Source organism: Pseudidiomarina sp. PP-1MA (assembly GCF_041200125.1).
Classification (GTDB): domain Bacteria; phylum Pseudomonadota; class Gammaproteobacteria; order Enterobacterales; family Alteromonadaceae; genus Pseudidiomarina; species Pseudidiomarina fusca.
In genome coordinates, this window is record NZ_CP165718.1 from 1,469,477 (window position 1) to 1,494,614 (window position 25,138).

The window sequence follows — 25,138 nt, forward strand, 5'->3', positions numbered from 1 at the left end:
TAATTTTGCGCACTTATATTTAACGCTCTAATAATGGCCGCAACTGCTGGTCTATTGCTTCACGAGCCCGAAAAATTCGAGACCGCACAGTACCAATGGGGCAATCCATTTCAATCGCTATTTCTTCGTAACCTAAACCTTCCATCTCACGAAGGAGAATCGCTTGGCGTAAGTCCTCTGGTAATCCATCGATGGTCCGCATCACCACATCACGAATCTCATCGGTCAGTAATAAACTTTCGGGCGATGCTCCGTCTTTGAGAGCACCAGCTCCTTCATAATATTCTGCTTCTTCTGCATCTACATCACTCGCAGGAGGTTTTCGCCCTTGCGATACCAAATAATTTTTGGCGGTGTTTACAGCAATTCGATAGAGCCAAGTATAAAAAGCACTATCACCTCTAAAGTTTGCCAAAGCTCGGTAAGCTTTCACAAAAGTTTCTTGAGCTACGTCTGGCACATCCGCAGGCTGCTTCACGTACCGCGCTATTAGGCTCATCACTTTGTGCTGATATTTTTTAACAAGTAAATCAAACGCTCGTTGATCACCTTGTTGAACTCGTTCTACCAGGGCTTTATCTGTATCTAAATCGCTCATCCGAGCTTGTTCTCCTCAACCCCTTGGTACGTCAGATGATAGGCCCCGTTTTTCTTATCTGTAGCTATGACCTATCACCGAGTAAAAAGTTCGCAAAAAAAATTCAAAAGAGTAAAATCGGGTTTATCTATTCGGCAACACAGCGTCTTGCACGCGGATATCCAATATACTTTATGGAACAACACGCTCATTATCAATGCGATGTGCTAGTTATTGGCAGCGGTGCTGCAGGTTTAACTTTAGCTTTACAGTTAGCCGCTCAAACTCGCGTTATCGTTTTATCTAAAGGCCCTCTCACTGAAGGTTCAACCTATTACGCGCAAGGAGGCATTGCTGCCGTCTTTGACGAGAATGATAGCATTGAAAGCCACATTGAGGATACGTTGATTGCGGGCGCCGGTTTATGTGAACCGGCAGCTGTAGAGTTTACCACTCGCCATGCGAAGCAAAGTTTACAGTGGCTGATTGAACTTGGAGTCGGATTCGACCGCGTTGCTGATGAGCAAGGCCAACCTCGTTTTCATTTAACCCAAGAAGGCGGTCATAGTCATCGCCGTATTTTGCATGCTGCTGATGCAACTGGTAAAGCAGTTCAAACCACCCTAGTAGATGAAGTTAAAAAACATCCCAATATTCAGGTCGTCGAGCGCGTCAATGCAATCGATTTAATTACCGATAAGCATATCGGTGGTAGCAGTGGTCGCTGTTATGGCGCCTATATCTGGAATCGAGTTACCGAACAGGTGGAAACCATAGCCGCAAAGTTTGTGGCATTGGCTACGGGCGGTGCCTCGAAAGTGTATCAATACACCAGTAATCCGGATGTCGCTAGCGGTGATGGTATTGCTATGGCGTGGCGAGCTGGCTGCCGAGTCGCTAATATGGAATTCAATCAGTTTCATCCAACCTGCTTGTTTCACCCTAACGCGCAGACTTTCTTGCTGACAGAAGCCTTACGAGGCGAAGGCGCTGTACTAAAACGCCCTGATGGTAGTAGGTTCATGCCTGATTTTCATGAAGCCGCAGAACTAGCGCCGCGCGATGTGGTGGCGAGAGCCATCGATTATGAAATGAAGCGTCTCGGAGCAGATTGCATGTATCTAGATATATCGCACAAACCAGCTGCTTTTATACGCGAACACTTCCCGAATATTTATGAAAAGTGTCTAAGTCTCGGGATTGATATTACCCAGCAACCGATGCCAGTGGTACCAGCGGCACACTATACCTGTGGTGGCGTAAAGACTGATTTAAATGCGCGTACTGATATCCATAACTTATATGCTATCGGCGAAGTCGCCTACACAGGTCTTCATGGTGCTAACCGCATGGCTAGTAATTCGTTGTTAGAATGCTTGGTCTTCGCCCGTTCGGCAGCACAAGACATTTCCGCACGTGTTAATCAAATGGAATTATTAACACAACTTCCTGCTTGGGATGAAAGTAAAGTCAGTGATTCTGATGAAGAAGTGATTATTCAACACAACTGGCATGAATTGCGCCTATTTATGTGGGATTACGTTGGTATTGTTCGCACCAATAAGCGCTTAGAGCGTGCATTGCGGCGAATTGAGTTATTACAGCAAGAAATTCACGAATATTATAGCCACTGTAAAGTTAGTAATAACCTACTCGAATTGCGAAATTTGGTTACCGTGGCAGAACTCATCGTGCGCTGCGCCATGGCACGTCATGAAAGCCGGGGTTTGCATTACAACTTAGACTATCCTGAGTTACTTCCGAATGCCCAACCCACTGTACTCACGCCGCCGCAACAGCCATCTCGATAATCGTCGATAATCAGCCTCGCTGACCCAGCCTTGCCAGCACCACCACCATCGGTGCTGGTGCGGTTGGTCACTTTGGTGTAGCCGTACTAGCAAAAACCAAGGTGTGACCCAACTCAATGCTGCTGCCTGCCACTGACGTTGATCTAAATCATCCAGTTGCATCCAGTTACCGGTCTCTGTGTCGACTCCCCAAATCTGGGTCGACACAGCAAACCGACGCCAAGGCTGTAGGGCTAGCCGCAGCAGCGCCACTAAACTTTTACTCGGCTCAGAATAAACTCCACCATGCCGGCTAACTCTTTATCTTCACACTCTTGATGCCCCATAAACCAAGCAAAGAGATCCGGATCATCGCACGTTAGTAGACGCCGAAAGGCTTCTTGCTGAGCAGCGTCTAAGTCATCGTAAGCATCTTCTACAAATGGCATAAATAGCACATCAAGCTCTAGCATTCCTCGGCGACAAGCCCACCGTAATCGGTTTTTATTTTTTAAAGATTCGGCGTTTTGTTGAAGTTTTTGCATGATGATTCCTTCTGACCCATAAAAAGTACTTGTATAATCATAATTCGTCCCCACCTTTGACATTAATAGCGGAAAACGAGGTGATTAGCGTGTTAACAACAGAGTTTACCAAAGCTCCCCCAGAATACGTAACGGTTTCATTGCCAGAATACGGTGTAGTATCTCTAACTGGACCACAAACGGATACGTTTTTACAGGGACAGCTTACCTGTGACATGAACCAACTTGGAGACTCTAATTGGTTATACGCAGCTCATTGTGACAATAAAGGAAAAGCACTTAGTACTTTATTCGTGACGCGTTGGCACGAAAGTGTACTGCTTATTACGACGTTACCTGCACTTCAGGCCTCTTTAGCTCAATTGCAGAAATTTGGCGTGTTTAGCCAAACTACCATTGTCGATGAGTCTACTAACCTAAGTGTTTATGGTTTATTTGGTACTGCCGCACCAGCGCGGTTAGCGGAACAGCTCCAACATCCGTTATGTAGTAACTCGCTACAAGCAGCTACACCTACAGAAACTGCGGTGGCATTACAATTAGGCTCCCAGCCAGACCAGTTTCTGATTGTTAGTAAGCAAGATGACTTACCTACTAACTCTGAAAGCAAACTATGGCATACCCTGGAAATAGAGCGTGGCCGAGCTACCCTACTTTCAGGTACAATACAGGAATACGTACCCCAAATGCTTAATGTTCAAGCATTAAATGGCATTAGTTTTACGAAGGGGTGTTATATCGGCCAAGAGACCATAGCCCGGATGAAATATCTGGGTAAGCAGAAGCGTGCACTTTTTCGTCTTCGTGGCCAAGCTGAAATGGCAGCTCCAGGAGCAACCATAGAACAGCAGCTTGGCGACAATTGGCGGCGTGCCGGCACGGTAATTAATGCAGTGAGCCATGCCAAGCATCAACTCGACGTATTAGCAGTGTTGCCCAATGATATTGAAGCATCTACGCGATTACGACTGAAGGATGATGACGCGAGTCTTTTGGAAATTTACCCACTGCCTTATAACTTGGATGAATCATGACTCAATCAATTAGCCAGGACAAAGTTGTTGGTATTCACTACACCGTGAAAACCAAAGAAGGAAACGTACTAGACCAATCAAAAGAAGGTCAACCACTCCAGTTTATCTTTGGCCGTGGCATGTTAATTAAAGGACTAGAAGACGCTTTAGCCGGCAAAGTTTCTGGTGATAAGTTTGATGCAGAAATTGCCCCTGCTGACGCTTATGGCGAACGCCACGAAGGTCTTATTCAGACAGTTCCACGGAGCCTGTTTGGTGATAATGAAGTTGCCGTTGGTATGCAATTCCGTGCACGTACTGACCACGGTGAGCAATCAGTAATGATTGTCGATGTAGCTGACGAAGAAGTTACTGTTGACGGTAACCATCCGCTAGCTGGCGTTGAACTAACCTTTAACGTTGAAGTAGTGGAAGTTCGTGATGCAGATCCGAGTGAACTTGACCATGGTCACGTTCATGCTGACGGTAATCACCAGCACGGCTAACTAACCACATCGACTTAATAATGATAAAAAGCACAACTCTATCTGAGCTGTGCTTTTTTATTTATGATGGGATCGTCCTGAAGCGCTTCCACTTTTAATGAGTGAAAGAAGCTTTCGGCACAAGCTTTGTCACAATAATTTACTTTTCGGAGCATCACACACTAACGTTGCGGTGTGTTCATGCCTTACTGCAAAACTGATGGCTTTTGCCACCAAGCATCGCATTGACACGAAACCTTGCACCGTCTCATCTGAATAGTGAATAGTTATGACTTATCTTGATGTGCTCGCCCTGTCTGAGGAAGTCGAGCGCGACAGCCAATCTCGGAAGTTAAGCAGTGAGTTGCTGGCTCAGGGGCAGACGCGATATGGCAACATGGCAGATTACCCAGATCACCTTGTTCGAACCACGCCCGACGGTAAAAAGTCACTTGGCCACTGTAAAGATGGCGAATTTGCTGAAGAGCTTTGTCTGCTTTTCGACTCACAATATATTTACAGCTTCTTGTATGGTAAGAAGTCCGAATCGTCGCAGCTTATATCCTTAATATAATTATTTAATTTCTTCTTCTCCACTTCGCTTAAACGCTTAAAAGTACTGTTGGTTAAATTAAATAAAATATTATTTCCACCAGCCAATTCTTTCACTATCTCACCACTGTCATTAGTCTCGATTAAGTAGAATACATAATCCACAGAGAGAGATTTATCTTCGTTAGGTTGGAAGCCTTTTTCTAAAATATCTAAATACTCTTCGGGTATCGAATATCTATGTATAGAAAAATGCAAAGAATAAGTCTTACGCAAACGCTCTAAAGTTGTTGGAAAAGGGCTATGAGACCAAAACCCGTTATAAAACACTTCAATATTGTCAGCTTTGACCGTAGACGACGATAGTAAAAAAATCAGTAAGATTAGTCTAACCACAAATTTCTCCTCCCTCACCATTCGCTCTACAGTTTGGAGCGCTAACATCCTGAGTCTTATAATTAGAGCACCACACTTTGGAGTAAAATATCATCCTTACAGGCAGTTTCTAATTTTGTTCTCGTGCAGCTTCTAAAACTTTTAATAAACTCGATTATTAACCCTTTATCACCAGAAGACATTGAAATGTTAATGTCAACGGACGGGGCTCTCTTTCCCACTGGCTCAATCAAAATTCGATGACGTTGGTTATCAACTTTCAACGCTGAAACTAAATAACCATTGACTCTCTCTTTTGAAAGATAGGCTCCTTCATAATCAAAAGAAGCAGGGTGATACCCCGAATAAATATTAACCTCATCTTCACTACTAAGTTTTATTTCATAAATCCTAAAGTCCACTTGAGAAGTATATTTATACTCATCACCAGATTTCATTCCAAAGCAAGCTGTCCCGATGAAGACATTACAATAAGAATACAGCTTAGTGCTCGCACAAGCAGAGGCAGTCATCAAAATTAAAATTGACGCAAAAAGACCTTTCATAACTTTACCTCTCATCCTTTTTCCAGTTCACATCACTCTTTATAGCTTCTTTAATATTTCGACTATCTGCTGAACCAGATTTATTACCCATAATATTATTCTCGTACGTAGGGAGCGGTTTACTGTCTATATACTTGTCATCTATTCCCATTAGATGACCAGCTTCATGAGCGACTGTTCCATCGGTAATACTCAGGCCTAAGTCATTATCGTACTTATGGCCAGTGTATCCGATGTCGTCGTTTGGCGCTTCGTAAGTGTCACCAAAAGGTTGGTAATGCCGGCGACTCTCTACCCTTCCTGTGCTGTTGGTTCGTGCCACCGGGCTGCCCAACCTATCTGTATGGATAAAGGTGGTTGTTGCCTGGCGGTCTTCAGCGATAAGCCTATTGCCAAGGTAAATGTAGTTCGTTTGAACGCCGTTGTCTTCACTCAATAACAGCTGCCCCGACTGGCTGTAGAGATAGTAGCGGGTATCACCATCGCCCGCCACCTTAACGCGGCGGTTGTGGCCGTCTTAGGTATAGCTCTTGCCAAGCGCTGCGGTCATCTGGTTGGCTAGGTTGTAACTCATCTCAACATGGCTGTTGTTGGTGATGTTGCCTCGTGTGTCGTAATCAAAGGAGCTATAACTCTTTGCCGCAGCACCTGAGCCGTTGACGCTGGTTAAGCGATTCAGTGCAGTATTGTCCTTTTTGCTTAGATTATCGAAATGACACAGAATTCTGAACACTACCTTCACCGGGCAGCTATATCAGTACCTCAAAGGTTGAAAAGATTTTTCCAAACAAAAGATTAATCATTACAGCGAGTGGCAGTTGCTATAAATTGATTGGCGAAGGCCAAAAGGCTCAAGTGCAAATAATTGACTTCGAACTCCTTCGGCACGGCTTTTCACCTGAGCAGATCACCCAATTGAATTTGGCACCAAACGGATTTTTTCACTGAGTCGCTCAGCAGCCTTGAAAACAAAATTAAATCCACCAGAGCCAGAAAAAACAAAGCCCCGCGAGTGCGAGGCTTTGGATTTAAAGGTTTATGCCTTCAATATATTAAGCTACATGCCATTTTTCTTTTTTAAGACTTTAATCAGAACATTTAGATTTAATATGTAAAATAAAATAACTATAAAAACAGAAGCTACTTTAAACCAAGAAAATGCATATTCAAGGCTCCAGCCATAGCTATAATAAAATAGTAAAGTAATCGCCCCAACCCCCAGAACACTTGCTATGGGAATATAAAAAACATATTGGAGAATTAGTTGCTTTTTTGTCATATGTACTAACACCCTCCATTATTCTGACAATTCGAATTAACTGTATCAGCCACAGAAGTAATAGCGTTTGTAGAGTTACCGACTATATTACCTGCGGTAGCTCCCGGTTTTGGATTCAAAAAAGCTCTTATTATTCTTTCAACTCTAAAGTCAAATATATTTCTCTCGACTCCTCTTCTTTTATAAGACAAGCCTGAGCATTGTACCCACAATAATCCCTATTTAACTCTTTGTTCCAGCTAGTTTTAATTTTTTCCGCTATGGATAAAACCACTTGGAAATCAACTCCTTCAAATACTGATGTTAAGTCAATTAGGTTAACCCAGTATGAAATTTCGCCATTACTTTTATTAGCTTTTTCCAAGGATTCATGTTTATCAGAAGAATATAACTCCTCGACAAAAAGAACCCCATGAACTTCTTTAAACTTTGGTCTAAAAATAGAGTCAATTGCCAACACTAAATCTGGTGCAACATTTTCATTGCTAAATAATGCATGAATATAATCAAATACATTCACATTTGTATTTACTGACTTAAACTCTTCTATGCTAAACACATTTTCTATCCTTTTGGAATTTCATCTTCTCTCGGTGGGCGGACTTCCGATTTACTAGGAAATTGTTCACCAGTATTAGGGTTTGTATTTAACTTATTTTCCTTAACATTTGGCCTTGGTATTCCACCATGATCTTGACCGCTACCTCTATACTGCTTAAATGTTCCATCACCATTATGAGTTGTATATTGGTAAGCGTAACTAATAGCACACATTAACGGTAATTGGTTTTCTCGGGTGGATCAATTTTGTTGACCATTTAACCGGCCAAGTAATTGTCGCTAGGGTTGATCAGTTGTACTCCGTTACCGCCGTATTAACGCTTAATGAGATATTCCAAGGTAGCAGATGGTCCAGATCATCGCCATGGCTTATCAGTGGCAATTGCTTGAACAGAGCCATGAGGTAATCCACCGGCATGAGGCCGTTGGCTTTGGCGGTTTCAACCACGCTATAGAGTATGGCGCTGGCTTGCGCACCGCCGCGTGACTTTGAGAACAGCCAAGCTTTGCGACCAATAACGAACGGTTTAATAGCGCGTTCTGCACGATTGTTGTCGATAGCGACAGCACCGTTGGCTAAATATACCTGTAACTTGCTCCATTGCCCGAGCGTGTAATGAATGGCTTTACCGAGCAGCGACTGGTTATTGACGCTAAGTGCTGACTTGTCGAGCCAGTCTTTAAGTTTATTCATGATTGGCAGCGACAGCTCTTGCCGGGTTGCATGCTTGGCTTCAATGGTGTAGTCGCGAATGCGCTGTTCAATACCATAGAGCTTTTGGATAAAACTCAACGCTTGGTCAGCTTTACCGGTTTTATTCTTGCCTTGTACGGCCTTGGCTTCAATAAACTTACGCCGTGCATGCGCCCAACAACCAGCAAGCTGTGCATCGGTTTTCTCATAGCCTTGATAACCGTCCACTTGCAACGGGCCTTGGTAGCCTTGCAAAAAGTGAACTGGATGTGAGCTGCCACGACCATCTTGGTAGTCGTACAAAACGATATTGGGTGATCCGTCGGGTTTAGGTTTGTCGGTGCCACAACCATACACCCACATGTAACACTTGGATTTATCGACATCGAGCACATTCACCGTCGTTTGTGAATCACATCCATGTGATTCACCCCTCGCGGGGCCAGCAGAGCTGTCCAAAACTGTTCCTACAGTTTTGTCATCCGCCCACAGCATCGATTGCTCAAGTAGTATGTCATGCATTCGCTGGTGCACCGGCCTGAGCTTGTCACTCACTTTTAAGAGCCAACGGCTCATGGTTTGGCGATTCAGTTCAATACCGAACTGCTTAAATAAGGCTTCTTGACGATAAAGCGGTAAGCCAAACTGGAACTTGGCACTAATAATTTGTGCAAGTAAGCTTGGGCTGGCAATGCTCTTGGGTAAAATGCTTAGCGGCACCGGTGCGATTTTAATGGTCGTTTCAGTGCCGTGCTTTTCGCATAAGCGGCAGCTGTATTTCGGCCGCACGTGGCGCAGCACTTTAATGGTCGCCGGAATAAATTCAAGCTCTTCGCTGGTTTCTTCACCCATACGGTGCAAGTCATGGCCACAGCAATCGCAGACTTTATCTTCGTCAGGAATATCGTGAAGCACGTCTTCACGCGGCAATGAAGCATCAATGCTTGGCCGGCGTGTTTTCTTACGCGTGTAAGTAATGGTTGCGTCAGCGGCGATTTCATCTACTTCAGGTTCAAGCAATGCTTCAAGTTCGTTAAACAACGAGCCTTGACCAGGTAAACTTTCCGTACTCGCGGCAAAGCGCTTTTGTAGCGATAATTGCCATTGCTCCATCATGTGGCGCAGTTTTTGCTGCAACCCTTGATTTTCAGATTGCAGTTTGAGAACCATCTTTTTCAGGCTCTCAATATCATCTGGAAGTGGCTTGTTATCGTGTGTTTTCATGGGGCGCATTATACCCCATTTATATGCTGTGAACCGCTATTTTACGGGGTTCTCTTAGACCGATTGGTGATCGATAATCAGCTGTTATGCAGGATCCTTATAAGGCCATTTAGGATCATATTGTGCTGCTAAAATGCAGTGGTTGATGGCCTTTCATTAGCGTAATATCAAGGCCTTCGAGTAGCCATTGCCACTGCTGTGGTGACAGGTTTAATACACTGCCGTTGAGCTTACGCGGCCACTTGAACTTGTTTTTTTCAAGGCGTTTGTACCACAAGCAAAAACCGGTTTTATCCCAGTACAGTGCTTTGACTTTGTCGCGCTGGCGATTGCAAAATACAAAGAGCGCACCGCTAAACACTGGGAGCGCCATTTCAGCTTCGACAATGGCACTGAGACCATTAATGCTTTTGCGAAAATCCACCGGCTGCTTATACAAATAAATCGCCGAAGGTTCTACGAACATTTTCATGCAGCAAGCGACTTCACTAACTGCGCCAACCAATGTGGCTCAACGTGCAGCGGCAAGGTAAGTGCTAGGCCGCCATAATTTAGCGTCAGTGAATGATGGTTCGTCTGCATCACTTGTTGCGCTTACACAAAACCGTTATCGTTTTGTTCGAGCAGCTCACGACGACGCTTGCTAAAGTATGCTGGGTTTAAATCTCGTTCTGTACAAAATGCTGCTTGGGTTTGACCGCTTTGCTCAAATGCTTCGAACAGCTCAAGCCACTGAGCATGGCTGCGATGGGTACGACTCATAAATCACCTCGTTAGTTGAAACGTGGTGATAAATTAGGCCATCTGCAAAAACATGCCTAGGTGTGGTTGCTGTTACGGTTACAAATTAAAAATCGAAGCTTGGCGGGATGACTATAACAAGAGTTGCCCTCACCGGGCTTCAAATAATCTGCCACCCTCGCAGTTTGTGGCATCCGTTGGAAATTGAACAGCTCAATTCATTCAGCGAGTGGTTTTAATGATGGGGGCCTGTCAAAGTCGCGAATGTCGAGAGAAAATACCATGAAGTTTTTCTCAGCTAATCGTTGTAAACCGACAGACCCCAGTCAGCTTTCTTAGCTACTTTAGAGGGCCTAGCTTCTCCTTGAGAATAAAAGGTGTCTAGAATGCTCAGACCTTATCGTGCGCAGCTTTCTGATTGTGCCAAACAACATATTGCTCTTAAATATCAACCAAAATCCTACTGACTTCTTTCTCACAAAAATCAATATCAGAAACGTCAGAGGTCAAATGATTTCGTACTTTCTCCATCGCACTTAAGCGGCCAATTGCCGAATCTCTGTAGGTTCTACTAAAATTATTAGCCATAATAGACGATCTTTCTAATTCGAAATCCAAAGAAAAATAGTCTTCTGAAAACTCTACATGATGTTCGGAAAGAACCCCATTACAAAATTGCAAAATATTTGCTCTTTCTTCTTCGTCCTCACTAGATATATGCATATTTTTATTATGAAAAGCTATAATATGAAAAACTTCATGAACTACTTTTCCGGCGGCGTAAATAGCGCCTCTCGGAAAAACAGCAGGATCGCAGAAATCAACAGGATAATAGAAATTATAGGCATCTTCAGGCGAAAAGCGCTCTTCAATCAGAAAGTTTTTCAACGGCATGAAATTAATAGTTATATCCAGATTTTCAGCCTTTAATATTCCTTTGTAGAATGTCTTCGTCAAGTTCGCGCTCAGCGCACTATAATCAGAAGAGCAATGACTATTTTCTTTATGTACAGTGAATGTTATGTTTGCCCAATCGTTTTTAAAAGAGTGTAACTTAACAAAGTCTAAGCTTTGATCTACTGTACCTGTCATTTCCATTCTTGACTCGGACTGAAAGGCTGAAGTGACAACGACATCCCCATTTTTAAAATCCACAACGTGATATATTGTTTCATAACCTTTAGGTGTAGGTACCACAGTAGACGAACACCCCCCAATGACTAGGATAGTCATTAAAGTAAAAATAGACTTAAAAGAATGATTCATAAGCTCAATGTCACAAAAAGAGTGGAGGGGGTACCCCTCCACTAAAAATTTAACAAATGACGATCACGTCAGAAGGGCCACTACAACCACCGCTACTAGGAATAACCTGAGAAACTTGTGCTTTGATCCGTACCACTAAAAGTGGACACTTTGCTAAGCACTATTTTTTAATTCAAAGTTCTCTGGGCTGAGATAGCCAATAGCACTATGCCTTCTTGTCTTGTTGTAATCAACTTCGATGTACTCAAAGACTGCTCGGCGCATATTTTCTCGATCCATGATGGGCTCGTCCTGCAAGGCTTCGACCTTTAATGAGTGAAAGAAGCTTTCGGCACAGGCATTATCCCAACAATTTCCTTTTCGGCTCATACTCTGAGTAAGTCTATGTTTTTTAATTAAATCTCGATAATCGTTTGAACAATATTGACTACCTCGGTCGCTGTGAACAATGATCCCTTCGGGAAAACCTCTGCGAAATAAAGCCATTTTCAGAGCATCACACACCAACGTTGCGGTCTTTCGGTTACTCATCGACCAGCCAACAACCGAGCGTGAATATAAATCGATGATTACCGCTAGGTACAGCCAGCCCTCACTAGTGAATAAATACGTGATATCGCCAACTCACTTTTGATTCGGAGCACTTGCCGTAGAATCTTGCTCCAGCAAGTTTGGCGCCACAGGCTGATTGTGCTTACTGTCCGTGGTGACCTTAAATTTACGTGCAGCCTTAGGTACAAGGCCCTGGCGTATCATACTATTGCGAATAGTTTTGATGTCGGGTGTCATGTCGAGCTCTGCCAAATCCACTTGGATACGCCGAGCGCCGCTGCGCTCTTTCGAGTCAATAAATGCCTGCTTAATCGCCTCGTCTCGCTCAATTTGACGCTGCTCTCGAGGATTGACTGTCTGACCATGTTTCCGCCAGGCATAATACCCACTACGCGATACGTTGAGCACGTTCACCATCCGCTTTAAGCTGAATTGATGCTGGTGCTCAAGAATAAACTCAAATCTGGCTATTTTTGGTTCTTCGCGAAGTAGGTAGCCGCCTTTTTTAATATGGCTAGGTCCTCTGCCTGTTCAGCTAATTGACGTTTTAATCGAGCAATTTCAGCGGCTTGCTCTGCTTCTCTGGCGCTCGTGCTAGATTTTTTTGCGCCGCAGTCCGCCAACTGTACAGCTGGGATTCGTAGACTTTTAGTTCTCTAGCCGCCGCTGCAACGCCTATTCTTTCAGCTAATTTCAGGGCTTCTGCTTTAAATTCTTGTGTGTGGACTTTGCGTGTTTTATTTGCTTTCATGATTCACCTCGTTAAGTGATTTTACTCACTTAGCTCGGTGTCCAAAAGTACTGGTACGGATCACAACTCGCCATACCTTTGTTCATAATCACATTGAGACAATAAAGATGAAAAGAATCGACTACTATCATTCGCCCATAACGTTCTCATAATCATGGTGATATATGATGGAAGCAAATCTTTATGTTTAATGATTTCATTGTAAGTAAAAAGAGCATAATCCGAACCAAGAAGACTATAATAAAAGTTAAGCTCGGTTGGTGATTTTACCACTTTATAAGGAGGTTTATAATCCGTGTTGCATTTTTCGTCGAATTTCAGAAGAGAGTAACCGTATTCAAAAGATATATTGGATGCTAAAGACGTGTCTCGCCGTTTGATTACATCCAAAGAACGTCTTTCTACGTCCAACTCCATTAAATGTGCAATGTACTCGTTGGTCAGTCTGTCTGCCAATGGTGTAGAATCAGTATTTTTAGCGTCAATGTTATTTGTGGCAAACCTAAAGTGGAATGATTCATGAATCCATTTTTTGTAAATTTCTGAAATGATTTTGAAATGACTAATTGCTGCGAGTGCTTTTGAGTTTAACGAGCTATCTCCTTTATAATGTCCATTGGTAGAAAAATACATTGTAAAACAGTCGCTTATCGAGCCAGTGAATTTATAGCCTATATTTGCTCTTATGATCTTTAAACAAATTTTTGGATGTTTCTCAAACGCGAAATGGTAGAGTGTTGTTGAATGCAATGAGTCTACAATCGCTCGGTTGTAATTGGTTAAGGCTTGCAGTATTAGTCGCTTGCTTGAATTGCTAAGTTGGCAATCAAAGGAAACCTCGATGGTATTATGTAGTGTATCGAATAAGCGATCATCGCAGAATGAAATTGAATTCGTAGCCGGTCCGTAACTTTCGCTCACCAACATATTTCGCGCAACATCGCTTTGATGATTTCCTGCAAGGTAAACAAAAGGTTGGGTTTCCTCTTCAATTATCGCTTCTTCATTAGATAAATGAGTAGCTGTAGTACAAGAAACTTGAATAATAGAAATTAACAATAGAAATAAACTGTTAAGAAATTTCACAACGCCGTGATAAGGGGCATATTGCCCCTTATCAGAGACTGTAAAAGATTTTGTGTAAATGGCTGGTTTCACTGTTAAATCCGATCCTGATATATAATCTCGAACTGTGCCATCGCTGGCTTCCAGTTGCGTATGGGCATAGTCCACTTTTTTGAAGCCTGATGCAAGGCCAAGTACAGCACCTTCATGACGGCTTCGTCGTTAGGGAACGACCGACGAGTTTTGGTGATTTTGCGCAGTGACGCATTCAGCGACTCAATGGCATTGGTGGTATAAATGGCCTTGCGTATCTCAACTGGGTAGTCGAAGAACACACTTAAGCGCTCCCAGTTTGCCCGCCATGAGCGACTGATGGTGGGATGCTCAGAGTCCCATGTCGAGGCGAAATTTTCTAGTGCCTGCTCGGCTTCAGCGCGAGTAGCCGCGCCATAAATGAGTTTTAAATCAGCGACAATAGTCTTGCGCTGTTTCCAGTTTTCGTACCGCAGAGAGTGGCGAATTTGGTGCACAATGCACAGTTGCACTTGAGTCTTCGGGTAAACCGCCTCAATGGCTTCTGGGAAGCCTTTAAGGCCATCGCAGCAGGCAATGAAGATATCGTCTACACCACGGTTTTTCAGCTCGTTCATTACCGATAGCCAGAATTTAGCGCCTTCAGTTTGAGCCATCCACAGCCCGAGCAGCTCTTTTTCACCGTCAGTGTTGATGCCAAGCGCTAGGTACACTGACTTATTCTGTACAACACCAGAATCACGGCTGCGAACGACTAGACAATCAAGGTAAACAACTGGGTACAGCTTTGCCAACGGACGATGCTGCCAGGCCTTGACCTCGTCCATGACGGCGTTGGTCACCTGAGAAATGAACGTCGGCGAGACTTCAACACCATAGGCTTCTTCAAGGTATGCTTGAATGTCACGAGTAGTCATGCCACGCGCATACAATGCTATGATGCGCTCATCAAATCCATTCAGCTGGCGTTCGCCTTTGCGAACTAACTTGGGCTCAAAACTACCGTTACGGTCACGAGGAATATCTAGTTCGACATCGCCATTGATGCTACGAACAGTTTTCTTGGTTTTACCATTACGAGAGTTGCCGCTGTTGTTGCCGGCTGAGTCATTTGGTGCGTAGCCTAAATGAACTTCCATTTCAGCCTCTAGCACCCGCTCTGCCACCTTCTTGGTAAGCTGTTTGAGTAGGCCGGCTTCGCCTAAGATGTCTTCTGGGGAATCACAGCCGTCAAGCAGCTGGTCGATGAGTTTGTCTGATATTGGCATTCTGATATCCTTCTTCGATATTGTTAAGAATGCCATTTACACAGATATTTTTACACTCTCTACATAGTAGATATGCCTTTCTCTTCTAGCATTTTGGTATCATATAATATACTAGGATCATCCTCGCCTGAAAAATAATACTCAAGCCGTTCAAGCACATGAACAGGATCATAAACAGCGCAAAGCTCAAGGGATAAACACTCTTCAATAGTAGTCGGAATCTCTTCAATGCCAGTAAGGGTCTTCCATACTTTATGACTAAGCTTATCCATTTTATAGAAATATTTCTTAACTCGTTCTTCTTCGGTTAAATCCATGTTAGCGATAATTTTCCACTGTCCATTTTTTAAAGGTGCGTCAACTACGGATATCTGGAATGCATAACTTGATGACTTTAATTTCTCTTCGTCAAAAATAGGTTCTTTTGAACAAAAATCGAAAAAGCCCCATGTATTCGCTAACACTTTCCCGAAGCAGTAATTACCACCTTTCATAGGAATAACAAAAATATCCCCTTCTTTAAATTTTTTGGCCATAATTAGTTAAACTCTTTTTTCGCTGCTCTCTGCCTCGGATAGCATCTTTATTTTCAGATACTTTATCCGGTTCAGCTGGTCCAAATCCATCTTTGTTTTTGTGATGGTTACCATCCCTTTTTTTCAAAATTTCCATAGGGTCGCCAGTACCACTTGTTCTACCTGAGTAAACTTCACCAGTTCTTTTATTAGTTTTGGTATAGGTCAGATATAGCTTCTTGGCCCCTTTTGTTGCCATACGCCTTGTAGAAAGAAAGTCAGTTGCACCACCTGTTGCTTGACTAGCTGCCTCTGCCGCAATTTCTTTAGCAACAAACATTATAACAGGAATTAGTAATGGAATTTTACCAGTCGGATCTTTGTACTTATAGGGATTATTATAGGCATACGCATAACGGTTGAATCCCATCGTCGGATTACCGTGTTGCACATGTCCTAGGAAATCAACAGGATCATTCGAATAAAACCGCCCAATCACTGGATCATAGTATCGTGCCTGCATATAACTCAGGCCTGAGTCATTATCGTACTTATGGCCAGTGTAGCCGATGTCGTCGCTTGGCGCTTCGTAAGTGTCACCAAAAGGTTGGTAATGCCGGCGACTCTCTACCCTTCCTGCGCTGTTAGTTCGTGCCACCGGGCTGCCCGGTGGCTTTAGATATAGCAACGAGTGAGTGATTCATATAGCCGAATTGAATAGAGTCAGATAAGCTATGGTTAGTTAGTAAATGACAACTCATAGGTAACCCAGTGACGATTAAAACGACCCGTTTTTCATATCCCTATAGCTCGGCTACCGCTGTTGCCCAGGCTCTCGGTACTATTGATAAAGAAAGCCAAGGAGTGGTACTTCCTATCCACGTAGCGACAACCTATATTCGTGGCGCTGATAACAGCTACCCTACTGGTAATGTTTATTCGCGTGCTGACAATCCGACCTATAAACCGGTTGAACAACTACTTTGCCAATTAGAGCAAGGCGAACAAGCGCTGCTGTTTAGCTCGGGTATGGCTGCTGCTACTTCAGTTTTTCTGGCCTTACAACCAGGTGACCATGTTATAGTTCCACACATTATGTACTGGGCTTTGCGTCATTGGTTACTGAACTTTGCTAAAGATTGGGGATTACAATTTAGCTTTGTAGATATGACCCAATTGCACTTAGTCAAGCAAGCTATGCAACCGGGAAAAACCAAATTAGTATGGCTTGAAACACCGGGAAATCCACTTTGGACCATCTCCGATATTACTGAAATTGTGGCCTTAGCTCATCAGGCTGACGCTTGGGTTGCAGTAGATTCAACTTGTGCAACGCCTATTCTTAGTCAGCCTCTAGCACTAGGTGCTGATATTGTCATGCATTCAGCCACCAAATACTTAAATGGTCATTCAGATGTTATTGCTGGAGCACTGATTACAGCTGCTGATCATCCCTATTGGCAACGTATTCGGAGTATTCGAGCGCAACTAGGAGCTGTTCCTAGCCCGCATGATGCTGCACAACTGCTGCGCGGTATGCGTACGCTACATCTACGTGTAAAAGCCGCCTGTGAGAATGCCTTATTCTTAGCTGAACAATTACAACAACACCCACAAATCAAAGCCGTGCTTTATCCGGGATTACCGAATTTTGCGGGCTACGAAGTCGCCTGTAAACAAATGTCTGGGGGCTTTGGTGGGATGCTTTCTATACAGGTAGAGGGCGGTGAAGCCGCTGCTATTCACGTTGCCGCCAATACCAAGTTATGGAAGCGTGCAACATCCTTAGGCGGCGTAGAGAGTTTAATTGAGCACCGAGCCAGTGTTGAAGGCGCTGGTACTCCTTGTCCTTCGGATTTATTACGACTATCGGCGGGGATTGAGGACAAACATGAACTATTAGCAGATTTGTTACAGGCTCTGCCTAGCCGTTAGGTGAGTGGCGTTGTTAGCCCTTCGCGGGCTAACAACGTACAGCATATTCACTTAATTCTTAGCTTTTAGCCTTTGCGTGGGCGCATATGAGGGAATAATAATACATCGCGGATAGATGCTGAGTTGGTCAACAGCATAACGAGTCTATCAATACCTATACCCTCACCTGCTGTTGGCGGTAAACCATGCTCTAGTGCAGTTACGTAATCTTCATCATAGAACATTGCCTCATCATCACCAGCTTCTTTCTGTTGCACTTGCTCCCGGAAACGCTCAGCTTGGTCTTCAGCATCATTCAACTCGGAAAATCCATTGGCTAATTCGCGTCCACCAACAAAAAATTCGAACCGATCTGTAATGAATGGATCCGCATCATTACGACGTGCCAACGGCGATACCTCAGCTGGGTAGGCAGTGATAAATGTTGGCTGCAATAAACGGTGTTCAGCTACTTCTTCAAAAATCTCAATTTGAACTTTACCAAGGCCCCAGTTCGATTTGACTTTAATACCGAGGGATTCCGCCAGCTGCGTTGCTTGCTCTAAAGAATCAAGTTGTTGCTCAGAGGCTTCTGGTAAATAGGCCAAAATAGCTTCTTTAACTGTCATGCGTGCAAACGGCTTGCTGAAATCATACATCACGCCTTCGCTTTCAAATTGCGCGGAACCTAAGATGTCAGTTGCCATACCACGCAGCATGTCTTCCGTTAAGTTCATCAAATCTTGATAATCGGCGTAGGCCCAGTAAAACTCAAGCATGGTAAACTCTGGATTATGCCGCGTAGATAGCCCTTCATTACGGAAATTACGATTGATTTCAAAAACCTTTTCGAAGCCACCGACAACCAACCGCTTCAAATAAAGCTCTGGTGCTATACGCAAATACAGTTGCATATCTAACGCGTTATGATGAGTTACAAACGGACGTGCCGCCGCCCCGCCAGGAATGGTCTGCATCATCGGCGTTTCAACTTCCAAGAATTGGCGTTCACCTAAATAACGACGAATATAGTCCACTACTTTGGAGCGAATAATAAAAGTTTTACGCGACTCTTGATTAGTAATCAAATCAAGATAGCGCTGGCGATAGCGCATCTCTTGATCCGCTAAGCCGTGAAACTTATCGGGTAGTGGGCGCAGTGCTTTAGTCAGTAGACGCACATCATCAACCTGCACACTTAATTCACCAGTTCCAGTAATAAATAAAGTGCCTGTGGCTCCAATAATGTCACCAAGATCCCACTTTTTGAATTGCTCGTTATAGAAACCTTCTGGCAAGTTATCCCGCGCTACATAAATTTGAATTTGGCCTGACATGTCTTGCAAAGTGGCAAAGCTCGCCTTGCCCATAATCCGCCGAGTCATCATCCGGCCAGCAATACTCACACGAACTCCTTGCGCAGCAAGTTGCTCTTTTTCAACGTGATCATAGTTCGCGTGTAAATCCGCCGCTAAACTGTCACGACGAAAATCATTAGGAAACGCTACACCTTGTTCACGCAGAGCAGCTAATTTCGCCTTTCGCTGAGCAATCTGTTCATTAACATCAACTTCAGGTGCTTGCTGCGTTTTATCGTTCATGGTTATTTTTCCTGTAACTAATCAATAGAATTCTAAAGCGTTAAAAGTGAATCGTTGTTATAAACCAGACTTTAAGCTGGCTTCAATAAATGGATCTAAAGCACCGTCTAGCACAGCCTGAGTATTACGGTTCTCGACGCCTGTACGTAAATCTTTAATACGCGCATCATCAAGTACATAAGAGCGAATTTGACTCCCCCAACCAATATCCGATTTGGTATCTTCAAGGGCTTGCTTCTCAGCCAATTGCTTTTGCAACTCCATCTCGTATAGCTTTGCTCGTAACTGTTTCATTGCAGCATCACGGTTTTTATGTTGCGACCTATCGCTTTGACACTGCACCACAATACCTGATGGCTCATGGGTAATACGAATTGCCGAATCGGTTCGGTTAACGTGTTGTCCACCTGCGCCAGATGCTCGATAAGTATCGATACGCAAATCTGCCGGGTTAATCTCAATTTCTATTGAATCATCAATTTCTGGATACACAAACACTGATGCGAACGAGGTATGGCGACGATTACCAGAGTCAAATGGCGATTTACGAACTAACCGATGAACACCGGTTTCAGTTCGTAACCAACCGTAGGCATACTCACCCTGAATACGCACCGTTGCTGATTTTATGCCAGCCACCTCTCCTTCCGAGAGCTCGGTGATTTCTGTTTTAAACTGATGCGACTCAGCCCAACGCAAATACATTCGCAACAGCATATTCGCCCAATCTTGGGCTTCTGTGCCGCCTGATCCTGCTTGAATATCCACATAGCAATCGGCGGTATCTTGTTCACCCGAAAACATGCGCCGAAACTCTAACGTCGCTAATTGTTGTTCTAATTGCTCAAGTTCAGCAACTGCTTCTTGATAGGTTTCTTCGTCATCAGCTTCAACCGCTAGGTCAACCAAGCCCTCTACGTCTTCTAACCCTTGTGCAAGCCGTTGTAGCGTTGTAACTACCTGTTCTAAGCTAGCACGCTCTTTGCCCAGAGCTTGCGCTCGCTCTTGATTGCTCCACACGTTTGGGTCTTCTAACTCGCGACTTACCTCCTCTAAACGCTCTACTTTATGAGCGTAGTCAAAGGTACCCCCGAAGCAACTCACTGCGTTTGCGCAGATCTTTTATGGCAACATAAGTAGCATTTGTTTCAAACATGTGCAGCAATCCAAACTTATCAATATAAACAAAGGGCGCATATTCTACCGTAAAGCAGTAAAATGCTCTAGTTGCAGTTGTACCGAAGTTTGTCCACGAAAATGATTTAGCTGAATACGATAGGCAGCATGAATATGCTCAATCGCAGGATTTGGCCACAGGTTAGTATCAACTTGAAATGCTATCGCATCAATGGTCACTCGTTGCGGTGATTCCAGCACTAACTTTAGGTGTTTTTGTCCTACTAAGTACTGTTTAACCACTTTAAATTCACCATCGAATAAAGGCTCTGCGAAGCCTTGCCCCCAGGGCCCTAGTTGCTCTAGTTGCTGGACAAAAGGAAGCTGTAAGCAGCTTGCATCAAGCTCACCGTCAGACCAGATAACTCTTTGTAATTGATGCGGTTGTAGCCACTCAGAAGCCACTTCAGTTACAGCCTTAGTGAACGCATCTAACTGCTGTTGCTGAATGCTCAAGCCAGCTGCCATTGCGTGCCCACCAAAACGTTCAATAAGGCCTGGATAACGGGTATGTACCCGTTCCAGTAAATCTCTTATATGCAGCCCTGCAATAGACCGAGCTGATCCTTTAAGTAAACCATCTTCAGCTTGTGCAAAGGCAATAACTGGACGATGACACTGCTCTTTTACGCGTCCCGCCACTATTCCAATGACCCCCTGATGCCAAGACGCTTGAAATAACACTAACAACGCTGGCAACTCAGTATTATCGGTTGCCAATTCAGCTACATAGTGCTCGGCCTCTTCCCGCATTTCTGTTTCAATGCTTCGTCGCTCTCGATTCAGACTATCCAGCTGCTGGGCTAAAGATTGTGCGGCGGTGTCGGTAGCTGCCAGCAAGCACTCAATACCAGCTGCCATGTCATCCAGTCGTCCGGCAGCATTAATTCGAGGCCCGATTGCAAAACCTAAATCGCTCGCCTGTAACCGGGTTTGATCACGTCCAGCTACGCTCAGAAGAGCAGCAATACCAGGACGACAATGCCCTGCTTTTATTCGCTGCAAACCTTGCTGTACTAATATTCGATTAACTCCGTCTAGCTTAACCACATCAGCAACCGTCCCCACGGCGACCAAATCTAACCAGGCTGCTAAGTTTATCTCTGCAGGCTGTTGCCGCATACGTAATTCAGCACGAAGCGCTAACAACACATAGAATGCTACCCCGACCCCAGCGATATTTTTACTCGGGAAAGCACAGCTAGGCTGATTGGGATTCACAATCACCTGAGCAGCAGGCAAGCTGGCACCGGGTAAATGGTGATCCGTCACCAGCACCGGAATACCGTATCTATTAGCGGCAATAATACCAGCATGGCAAGAGATTCCGCTATCAACCGTCACAATCAGTTCGGCGCCTTGCTGCCGAGCTTGCTCCACCACCGAGACCGATAAACCATAACCATCTGCGAATCTATTCGGGACTAGATAAAATACGTGCTGCGCCCCTAACGCCTGCAGTACAGAGACCATCAAGGCTGTTGACGTGGCACCATCGGCATCAAAGTCTCCACAGATACAGATTCGTTGTTGTTGCTCTAGTGCATCGGCCAAGCGTTTGGCTGCTGCTTCTGCCCCCTTCAACAATCGATAGTGAGGTAGTCTTTTTGCACTTAATTCTAGTTCGGCCAAGCTAGTGACGCCCCGCCGCGCCACTATCTGCGCCAGCAATGGTGGTAGCTGCGTGTGAAGGTCTCCGGTATCTATATTGGGATAACGTTGAATTTGTGCTTCCATCTTAACGTTCAAGCTCCGCCAATAATTGCTGCGGCGGCAGTAGCCCAGGAACTAACTGCCCAGACGGCAGGACAAAAGCGGGTGTACCGCGCACTCCAAATTTGTGGCCCAAAGCATAGTGAGCGGCTATGGGAGCTTCACAATTAGCCGCCGGTAGAGCTTGGTCTTGCTTAATAGCAGTTAATGCTTGACGCTGATCGTCTGCACACCACGCTTGTTCCAATAACTTTGCAGCAGAGCCAGTTAAACCTGTGCGCGGCCAAGCTAAATATCGCACACTAATACCTAGTGCTTGATAGTCTTCTAGTCGTTCATGTAACTGCCGGCAATAACCACAACTAGGATCGGTAAAAACGTACACCACATGCTTAACATCCGGTGCCGCATACTCTATGGTGGAATCAGCCCATGTGGTTACATCACGCTGCCGCATAGCATTGAGTGATAAATCACTCAAATTAACGGGCTCAGCAGCGGTAATATCATAGATACGACCACTGATTAACTGGCTCCCGTCAATATTGGTGTAAACCAATCCTTGATTGGTAATGACCTCGATTAGTCCACCCATGGGTGCTGCTTGATGAGACTCTACAACAAACCCCATTTGCTCCAGATAGGCCGTGTTAAATTCGGTCTCTTGACTATTCCCTAAATTAGCTTTAGAAGCGGGTTGGCAGGCGATTAAGGCCGCAGCAACAATAGGAACGGTTAGCTGTTTTAACGAAGAAAAAGATAATTGCATAAAGATTAAGCTCGTGGATGATGGGTAGCATGTAGTTGTTGCAATCGCTCGCGTGCTACATGAGTGTAAATTTGGGTGGTAGACAAGTCACTATGGCCCAGTAACATTTGCAACACGCGCAGATCTGCTCCGTGATTAAGTAAATGTGTTGCGAACGCATGGCGCAACGTATGTGGCGATAAATGCGACCGAATCTCTGCTTGTTGCGCATAATACTTAATTCGATACCAGAAAGCCTGCCGCGTTAACGGCCCTCCTCGGCGCGTAACAAAAACCCAATCATGGGGTTGCTTACACAGCACCGGACGCGCCTCAGCAAAATAGCGTTGTAACCATTCTAACGCAACTTCTCCAAGGGGCACTAAACGTTCTTTGTTACCTTTACCTATCACTCTTACTAGCTCTTGCTGCAGGCTTATTTGGTCGACATTTAACTGTACCAATTCAGTTACGCGCAAGCCAGTAGCATAAAGCATTTCTAGCATCGCCTTATCGCGCAGTTGAATCACATCACTAGTATCGGGAGCATTTAACAGATCTTCAACCTCAAGCTCTGAGAGGCTGTGCGGGATAGCCTGAGGTTGCTTTGGGCGTTGTAACTTTGCAGTTGGGTCAGTGCTACATAGCTGCTGCTGCACCGCCCACTGAAAAAATTTCTTCAAAGCGCTCAGAAGACGAGAAGTGCTACGTGGTGAAAAACCTTGCTGGCGTCGCCACAACAGAAAGTCTTCGAGATCGACAGCGCTCAACGTGAGTAAATCTTTGCGCTGCCGAGTGCGGACAAATTTATAGCAATTCACTATATCTGAGCGATAAGCTGCTCGTGTGTGTTTGCTGATGCCCTGCTGCAACCATAAACGGTCTAAAAATTGTTCTATTAGTTCTTCTGTTGCGGCTGGAATCATGAATACTAAGGCTCATTTGTAGACAGGTATCGAGATTTTACCCTATTAACGGTTTACACGCAGGCTCAATCTGCTATCATGCAGCGCTCGTGTGGAGGGGTTCCCGAGCGGTCAAAGGGATCAGACTGTAAATCTGACGGCTCAGCCTTCGCAGGTTCGAATCCTGCCCCCTCCACCACTTTCCTTTCTGGTTTCATCAAACAATTATTAACTACCAAACCAACACCAACTTACCCATAGTGTCATTATGCTTAAGTCGTTGGATGGCTTCGCCTACCTGTGCCACAGGAAGTATCGAATCAATATTGGCGGTTAGTTTTTCTGCTTCAAATAGCGGCCATACGTGGTCAAACAAGGCGGCCATAATTCTTGCTTTCACTTGATTGGGCTGATTTCTTAAAGTGCTGCCAATAAGCCGCTGGCGTTTCATTAATAGCCTTGCGGCATCTAACTCTGCCAAACGTCCGCCCATAAGCCCTATCACAACTAATCGACCATCTTGACGCAGCACTCGTTGATTGGCTGGTAAATAATCACCAACCACCGGGTCTAAAATAATATCAGCGCCCCCCCAAGCTTTTACCGCCTCGGTAAAATCTCCAGCACCGCGCAACCAGCCTTGTGCCGCCCCCAGACCTTTACAATGGTCTAACTTTGCTTGGCTGCTAACAGTAACAAACGTCGGGTTACCAAACTCACGGGCTAGTTGCAATCCTGCCTGCCCCACTGCGCTTGCACCGGCATGTAATAAAATATGCTCGCCTGGCTGTGCTGCTGCTAGCATATACAAGTTATAGTAAGCCGTGGCAAAAACTTCACTGATACCAGCAGCCGCTGGTAATTGCATCCCAGCTGGCAGAGGTAGTACTTGATTAGCCGGCACCGCCACGTACTCGGCATAACCGCCGCCACTAAGTAATGCGCACACCGATTGACCGCGCTGAAAGTGCTGAACACCGGCTCCAACTTCAGCAATCCAGCCGCTAACTTCCAACCCCAACACCTCTGAAGCACCAGCTGGCGGTGGATAATGCCCTGCAAGCTGCATCACATCAGCACGGTTCATGCCACTGTAGGCAACCTTGATCACCACCTCGTTGGCGCCAGCTTGGGGCCGTTGCTGGTGAATCATCTCGGGTTCGCCCGCAGCGTTAGGTACAATCACTCGCATCATCTTGCTTTCTACTCCTTAGCAATAGCCGGGCAAT

At 44.8% G+C, this 25,138-nt stretch carries 28 protein-coding genes, 1 tRNA gene and 1 pseudogene; 5 read left to right on the top strand and 25 right to left on the bottom strand.

The genetic code is table 11. From position 1 onward, the window contains the following. Positions 1 to 19 precede the first annotated feature (19 nt). Complete coding sequence (gene rpoE / locus AB8S08_RS07045) at positions 20 to 598, bottom strand: RNA polymerase sigma factor RpoE (protein WP_110075192.1); 579 nt, start codon at positions 596 to 598, stop codon at positions 20 to 22. 173 nt (positions 599 to 771) lie between these two features. Here rpoE and nadB point away from each other — a divergent pair, with 173 nt between their 5' ends. Continuing rightward, entirely contained in the window at positions 772 to 2,388 is a 1,617-nt protein-coding gene (gene nadB / locus AB8S08_RS07050; RefSeq protein ID WP_369742313.1) for an L-aspartate oxidase, read from the top strand. Here nadB and AB8S08_RS07055 read toward each other — a convergent pair. Both AB8S08_RS07055 and AB8S08_RS07060 read right to left on the bottom strand, forming a co-directional pair. Further along, positions 2,332 to 2,595: a hypothetical protein gene (locus AB8S08_RS07055; protein ID WP_153825716.1), complete on the bottom strand. Its 264-nt coding sequence runs from the start codon at positions 2,593 to 2,595 to the stop codon at positions 2,332 to 2,334. The two genes, nadB and AB8S08_RS07055, sit on opposite strands and share 57 nt — an antisense overlap. A 44-nt stretch (positions 2,596 to 2,639) precedes the next feature. Then, on the bottom strand, positions 2,640 to 2,912 hold the full coding sequence (locus tag AB8S08_RS07060) for a succinate dehydrogenase assembly factor 2 (RefSeq protein ID WP_110075194.1): 273 nt from the start codon (positions 2,910 to 2,912) through the stop codon (positions 2,640 to 2,642). Positions 2,913 to 3,001: 89 nt separating this feature from the next. On the opposite strand from AB8S08_RS07060, the gene ygfZ reads away from it, so the two are divergent. Together ygfZ and AB8S08_RS07070 are read left to right on the top strand one after the other, a co-directional pair. Continuing rightward, entirely contained in the window at positions 3,002 to 3,946 is a 945-nt protein-coding gene (ygfZ, locus tag AB8S08_RS07065) for a tRNA-modifying protein YgfZ (RefSeq protein ID WP_257119964.1), read from the top strand. Next, entirely contained in the window at positions 3,943 to 4,431 is a 489-nt protein-coding gene (locus tag AB8S08_RS07070) for a peptidylprolyl isomerase (RefSeq protein ID WP_369742314.1), read from the top strand. Before ygfZ ends, AB8S08_RS07070 begins: the two co-directional genes overlap by 4 nt. 495 nt (positions 4,432 to 4,926) lie before the next feature. On the opposite strand, the gene AB8S08_RS07075 is transcribed toward AB8S08_RS07070, so the two are convergent. The 16 genes and pseudogenes from AB8S08_RS07075 to AB8S08_RS07150 form a co-directional block, all read right to left on the bottom strand. Continuing rightward, positions 4,927 to 5,358, bottom strand: coding sequence for a hypothetical protein (locus tag AB8S08_RS07075; RefSeq protein ID WP_369742315.1), 432 nt, complete (start codon positions 5,356 to 5,358; stop codon positions 4,927 to 4,929). Positions 5,359 to 5,420: 62 nt separating this feature from the next. After that, positions 5,421 to 5,903: a hypothetical protein gene (locus AB8S08_RS07080; RefSeq protein ID WP_369742316.1), complete on the bottom strand. Its 483-nt coding sequence runs from the start codon at positions 5,901 to 5,903 to the stop codon at positions 5,421 to 5,423. A gap of 4 nt (positions 5,904 to 5,907) precedes the next feature. Beyond that, positions 5,908 to 6,396 (bottom strand): hypothetical protein, encoded by a 489-nt coding sequence (locus AB8S08_RS07085; RefSeq protein ID WP_369742317.1) that lies wholly within the window; start codon positions 6,394 to 6,396, stop codon positions 5,908 to 5,910. A gap of 24 nt (positions 6,397 to 6,420) precedes the next feature. Then, on the bottom strand, positions 6,421 to 6,636 hold the full coding sequence (locus AB8S08_RS07090) for a hypothetical protein (protein ID WP_369742318.1): 216 nt from the start codon (positions 6,634 to 6,636) through the stop codon (positions 6,421 to 6,423). 324 nt (positions 6,637 to 6,960) lie between these two features. Beyond that, positions 6,961 to 7,182 carry a hypothetical protein gene (locus AB8S08_RS07095; RefSeq protein ID WP_146204074.1) on the bottom strand — a complete coding sequence of 74 codons (222 nt, stop codon included), beginning with the start codon at positions 7,180 to 7,182 and terminating at the stop codon, positions 6,961 to 6,963. 130 nt (positions 7,183 to 7,312) lie between these two features. Next, complete coding sequence (locus tag AB8S08_RS07100) at positions 7,313 to 7,741, bottom strand: hypothetical protein (protein WP_369742319.1); 429 nt, start codon at positions 7,739 to 7,741, stop codon at positions 7,313 to 7,315. A gap of 5 nt (positions 7,742 to 7,746) precedes the next feature. Next, complete coding sequence (locus tag AB8S08_RS07105; protein WP_369742320.1) at positions 7,747 to 7,956, bottom strand: polymorphic toxin type 24 domain-containing protein; 210 nt, start codon at positions 7,954 to 7,956, stop codon at positions 7,747 to 7,749. A gap of 76 nt (positions 7,957 to 8,032) precedes the next feature. Next, on the bottom strand, positions 8,033 to 9,661 hold the full coding sequence (locus AB8S08_RS07110; protein ID WP_369742321.1) for an IS66 family transposase: 1,629 nt from the start codon (positions 9,659 to 9,661) through the stop codon (positions 8,033 to 8,035). Between the two features lie 115 nt (positions 9,662 to 9,776). Further along, positions 9,777 to 10,133 (bottom strand): IS66 family insertion sequence element accessory protein TnpB, encoded by a 357-nt coding sequence (tnpB, locus tag AB8S08_RS07115; RefSeq protein WP_369742322.1) that lies wholly within the window; start codon positions 10,131 to 10,133, stop codon positions 9,777 to 9,779. Between the two features lie 122 nt (positions 10,134 to 10,255). Continuing rightward, positions 10,256 to 10,423, bottom strand: coding sequence for a hypothetical protein (locus tag AB8S08_RS07120; RefSeq protein ID WP_369742323.1), 168 nt, complete (start codon positions 10,421 to 10,423; stop codon positions 10,256 to 10,258). Positions 10,424 to 10,843: 420 nt separating this feature from the next. Beyond that, positions 10,844 to 11,668, bottom strand: a complete 825-nt coding sequence (locus AB8S08_RS07125) for a hypothetical protein (RefSeq protein ID WP_369742324.1) — start codon at positions 11,666 to 11,668, stop codon at positions 10,844 to 10,846. 153 nt (positions 11,669 to 11,821) lie between these two features. After that, positions 11,822 to 12,971, bottom strand: a pseudogene (locus AB8S08_RS07130) (IS3 family transposase). A gap of 60 nt (positions 12,972 to 13,031) precedes the next feature. After that, positions 13,032 to 14,129, bottom strand: coding sequence for a hypothetical protein (locus tag AB8S08_RS07135; protein ID WP_369742325.1), 1,098 nt, complete (start codon positions 14,127 to 14,129; stop codon positions 13,032 to 13,034). Positions 14,130 to 14,131: 2 nt separating this feature from the next. After that, a complete protein-coding gene (locus AB8S08_RS07140) occupies positions 14,132 to 15,337 on the bottom strand; it encodes an IS256 family transposase (RefSeq protein WP_369742326.1) in 1,206 nt (401 codons plus the stop codon). A gap of 59 nt (positions 15,338 to 15,396) precedes the next feature. Further along, entirely contained in the window at positions 15,397 to 15,873 is a 477-nt protein-coding gene (locus tag AB8S08_RS07145) for an immunity 26/phosphotriesterase HocA family protein (RefSeq protein ID WP_153826133.1), read from the bottom strand. Beyond that, positions 15,857 to 16,510: an RHS repeat-associated core domain-containing protein gene (locus tag AB8S08_RS07150; protein WP_369742327.1), complete on the bottom strand. Its 654-nt coding sequence runs from the start codon at positions 16,508 to 16,510 to the stop codon at positions 15,857 to 15,859. The genes AB8S08_RS07145 and AB8S08_RS07150 overlap by 17 nt, the downstream gene beginning before the upstream one ends. A gap of 113 nt (positions 16,511 to 16,623) precedes the next feature. On the opposite strand from AB8S08_RS07150, the gene AB8S08_RS07155 reads away from it, so the two are divergent. After that, positions 16,624 to 17,787: a PLP-dependent aspartate aminotransferase family protein gene (locus tag AB8S08_RS07155; RefSeq protein ID WP_369742328.1), complete on the top strand. Its 1,164-nt coding sequence runs from the start codon at positions 16,624 to 16,626 to the stop codon at positions 17,785 to 17,787. A gap of 65 nt (positions 17,788 to 17,852) precedes the next feature. On the opposite strand, the gene lysS is transcribed toward AB8S08_RS07155, so the two are convergent. The 5 genes from lysS to xerD all read right to left on the bottom strand — a co-directional run bounded on the left by lysS (position 17,853) and on the right by xerD (position 23,930). After that, the gene (lysS, locus tag AB8S08_RS07160) at positions 17,853 to 19,367 is read right to left on the bottom strand and encodes a lysine--tRNA ligase (protein ID WP_369742329.1); all 1,515 of its coding nucleotides are present in this window, start codon (positions 19,365 to 19,367) and stop codon (positions 17,853 to 17,855) included. A 57-nt stretch (positions 19,368 to 19,424) separates the two neighbouring features. Beyond that, positions 19,425 to 20,523 (bottom strand): peptide chain release factor 2 gene (prfB, locus tag AB8S08_RS07165; RefSeq protein WP_369742330.1). Its coding sequence is split into 2 segments (ribosomal slippage): positions 19,425 to 20,447 and positions 20,449 to 20,523, totalling 1,098 coding nucleotides; the frame shifts between segments, so codons are not numbered across the junction. A gap of 44 nt (positions 20,524 to 20,567) precedes the next feature. Continuing rightward, positions 20,568 to 22,280, bottom strand: coding sequence for a single-stranded-DNA-specific exonuclease RecJ (gene recJ, locus AB8S08_RS07170; protein WP_369742331.1), 1,713 nt, complete (start codon positions 22,278 to 22,280; stop codon positions 20,568 to 20,570). A gap of 1 nt (position 22,281) precedes the next feature. Further along, a complete protein-coding gene (locus AB8S08_RS07175; RefSeq protein WP_369742333.1) occupies positions 22,282 to 23,025 on the bottom strand; it encodes a thioredoxin fold domain-containing protein in 744 nt (247 codons plus the stop codon). A 5-nt stretch (positions 23,026 to 23,030) separates the two neighbouring features. After that, positions 23,031 to 23,930: a site-specific tyrosine recombinase XerD gene (gene xerD / locus AB8S08_RS07180; RefSeq protein ID WP_369742334.1), complete on the bottom strand. Its 900-nt coding sequence runs from the start codon at positions 23,928 to 23,930 to the stop codon at positions 23,031 to 23,033. Positions 23,931 to 24,023: 93 nt separating this feature from the next. Between xerD and AB8S08_RS07185 the strand changes: the two genes are divergently transcribed. Further along, positions 24,024 to 24,108, top strand: a tRNA-Tyr gene (locus AB8S08_RS07185). A gap of 33 nt (positions 24,109 to 24,141) precedes the next feature. Here AB8S08_RS07185 and AB8S08_RS07190 read toward each other — a convergent pair. Then, complete coding sequence (locus AB8S08_RS07190; RefSeq protein WP_369742336.1) at positions 24,142 to 25,104, bottom strand: NAD(P)H-quinone oxidoreductase; 963 nt, start codon at positions 25,102 to 25,104, stop codon at positions 24,142 to 24,144. Positions 25,105 to 25,138: the final 34 nt, after the last annotated feature.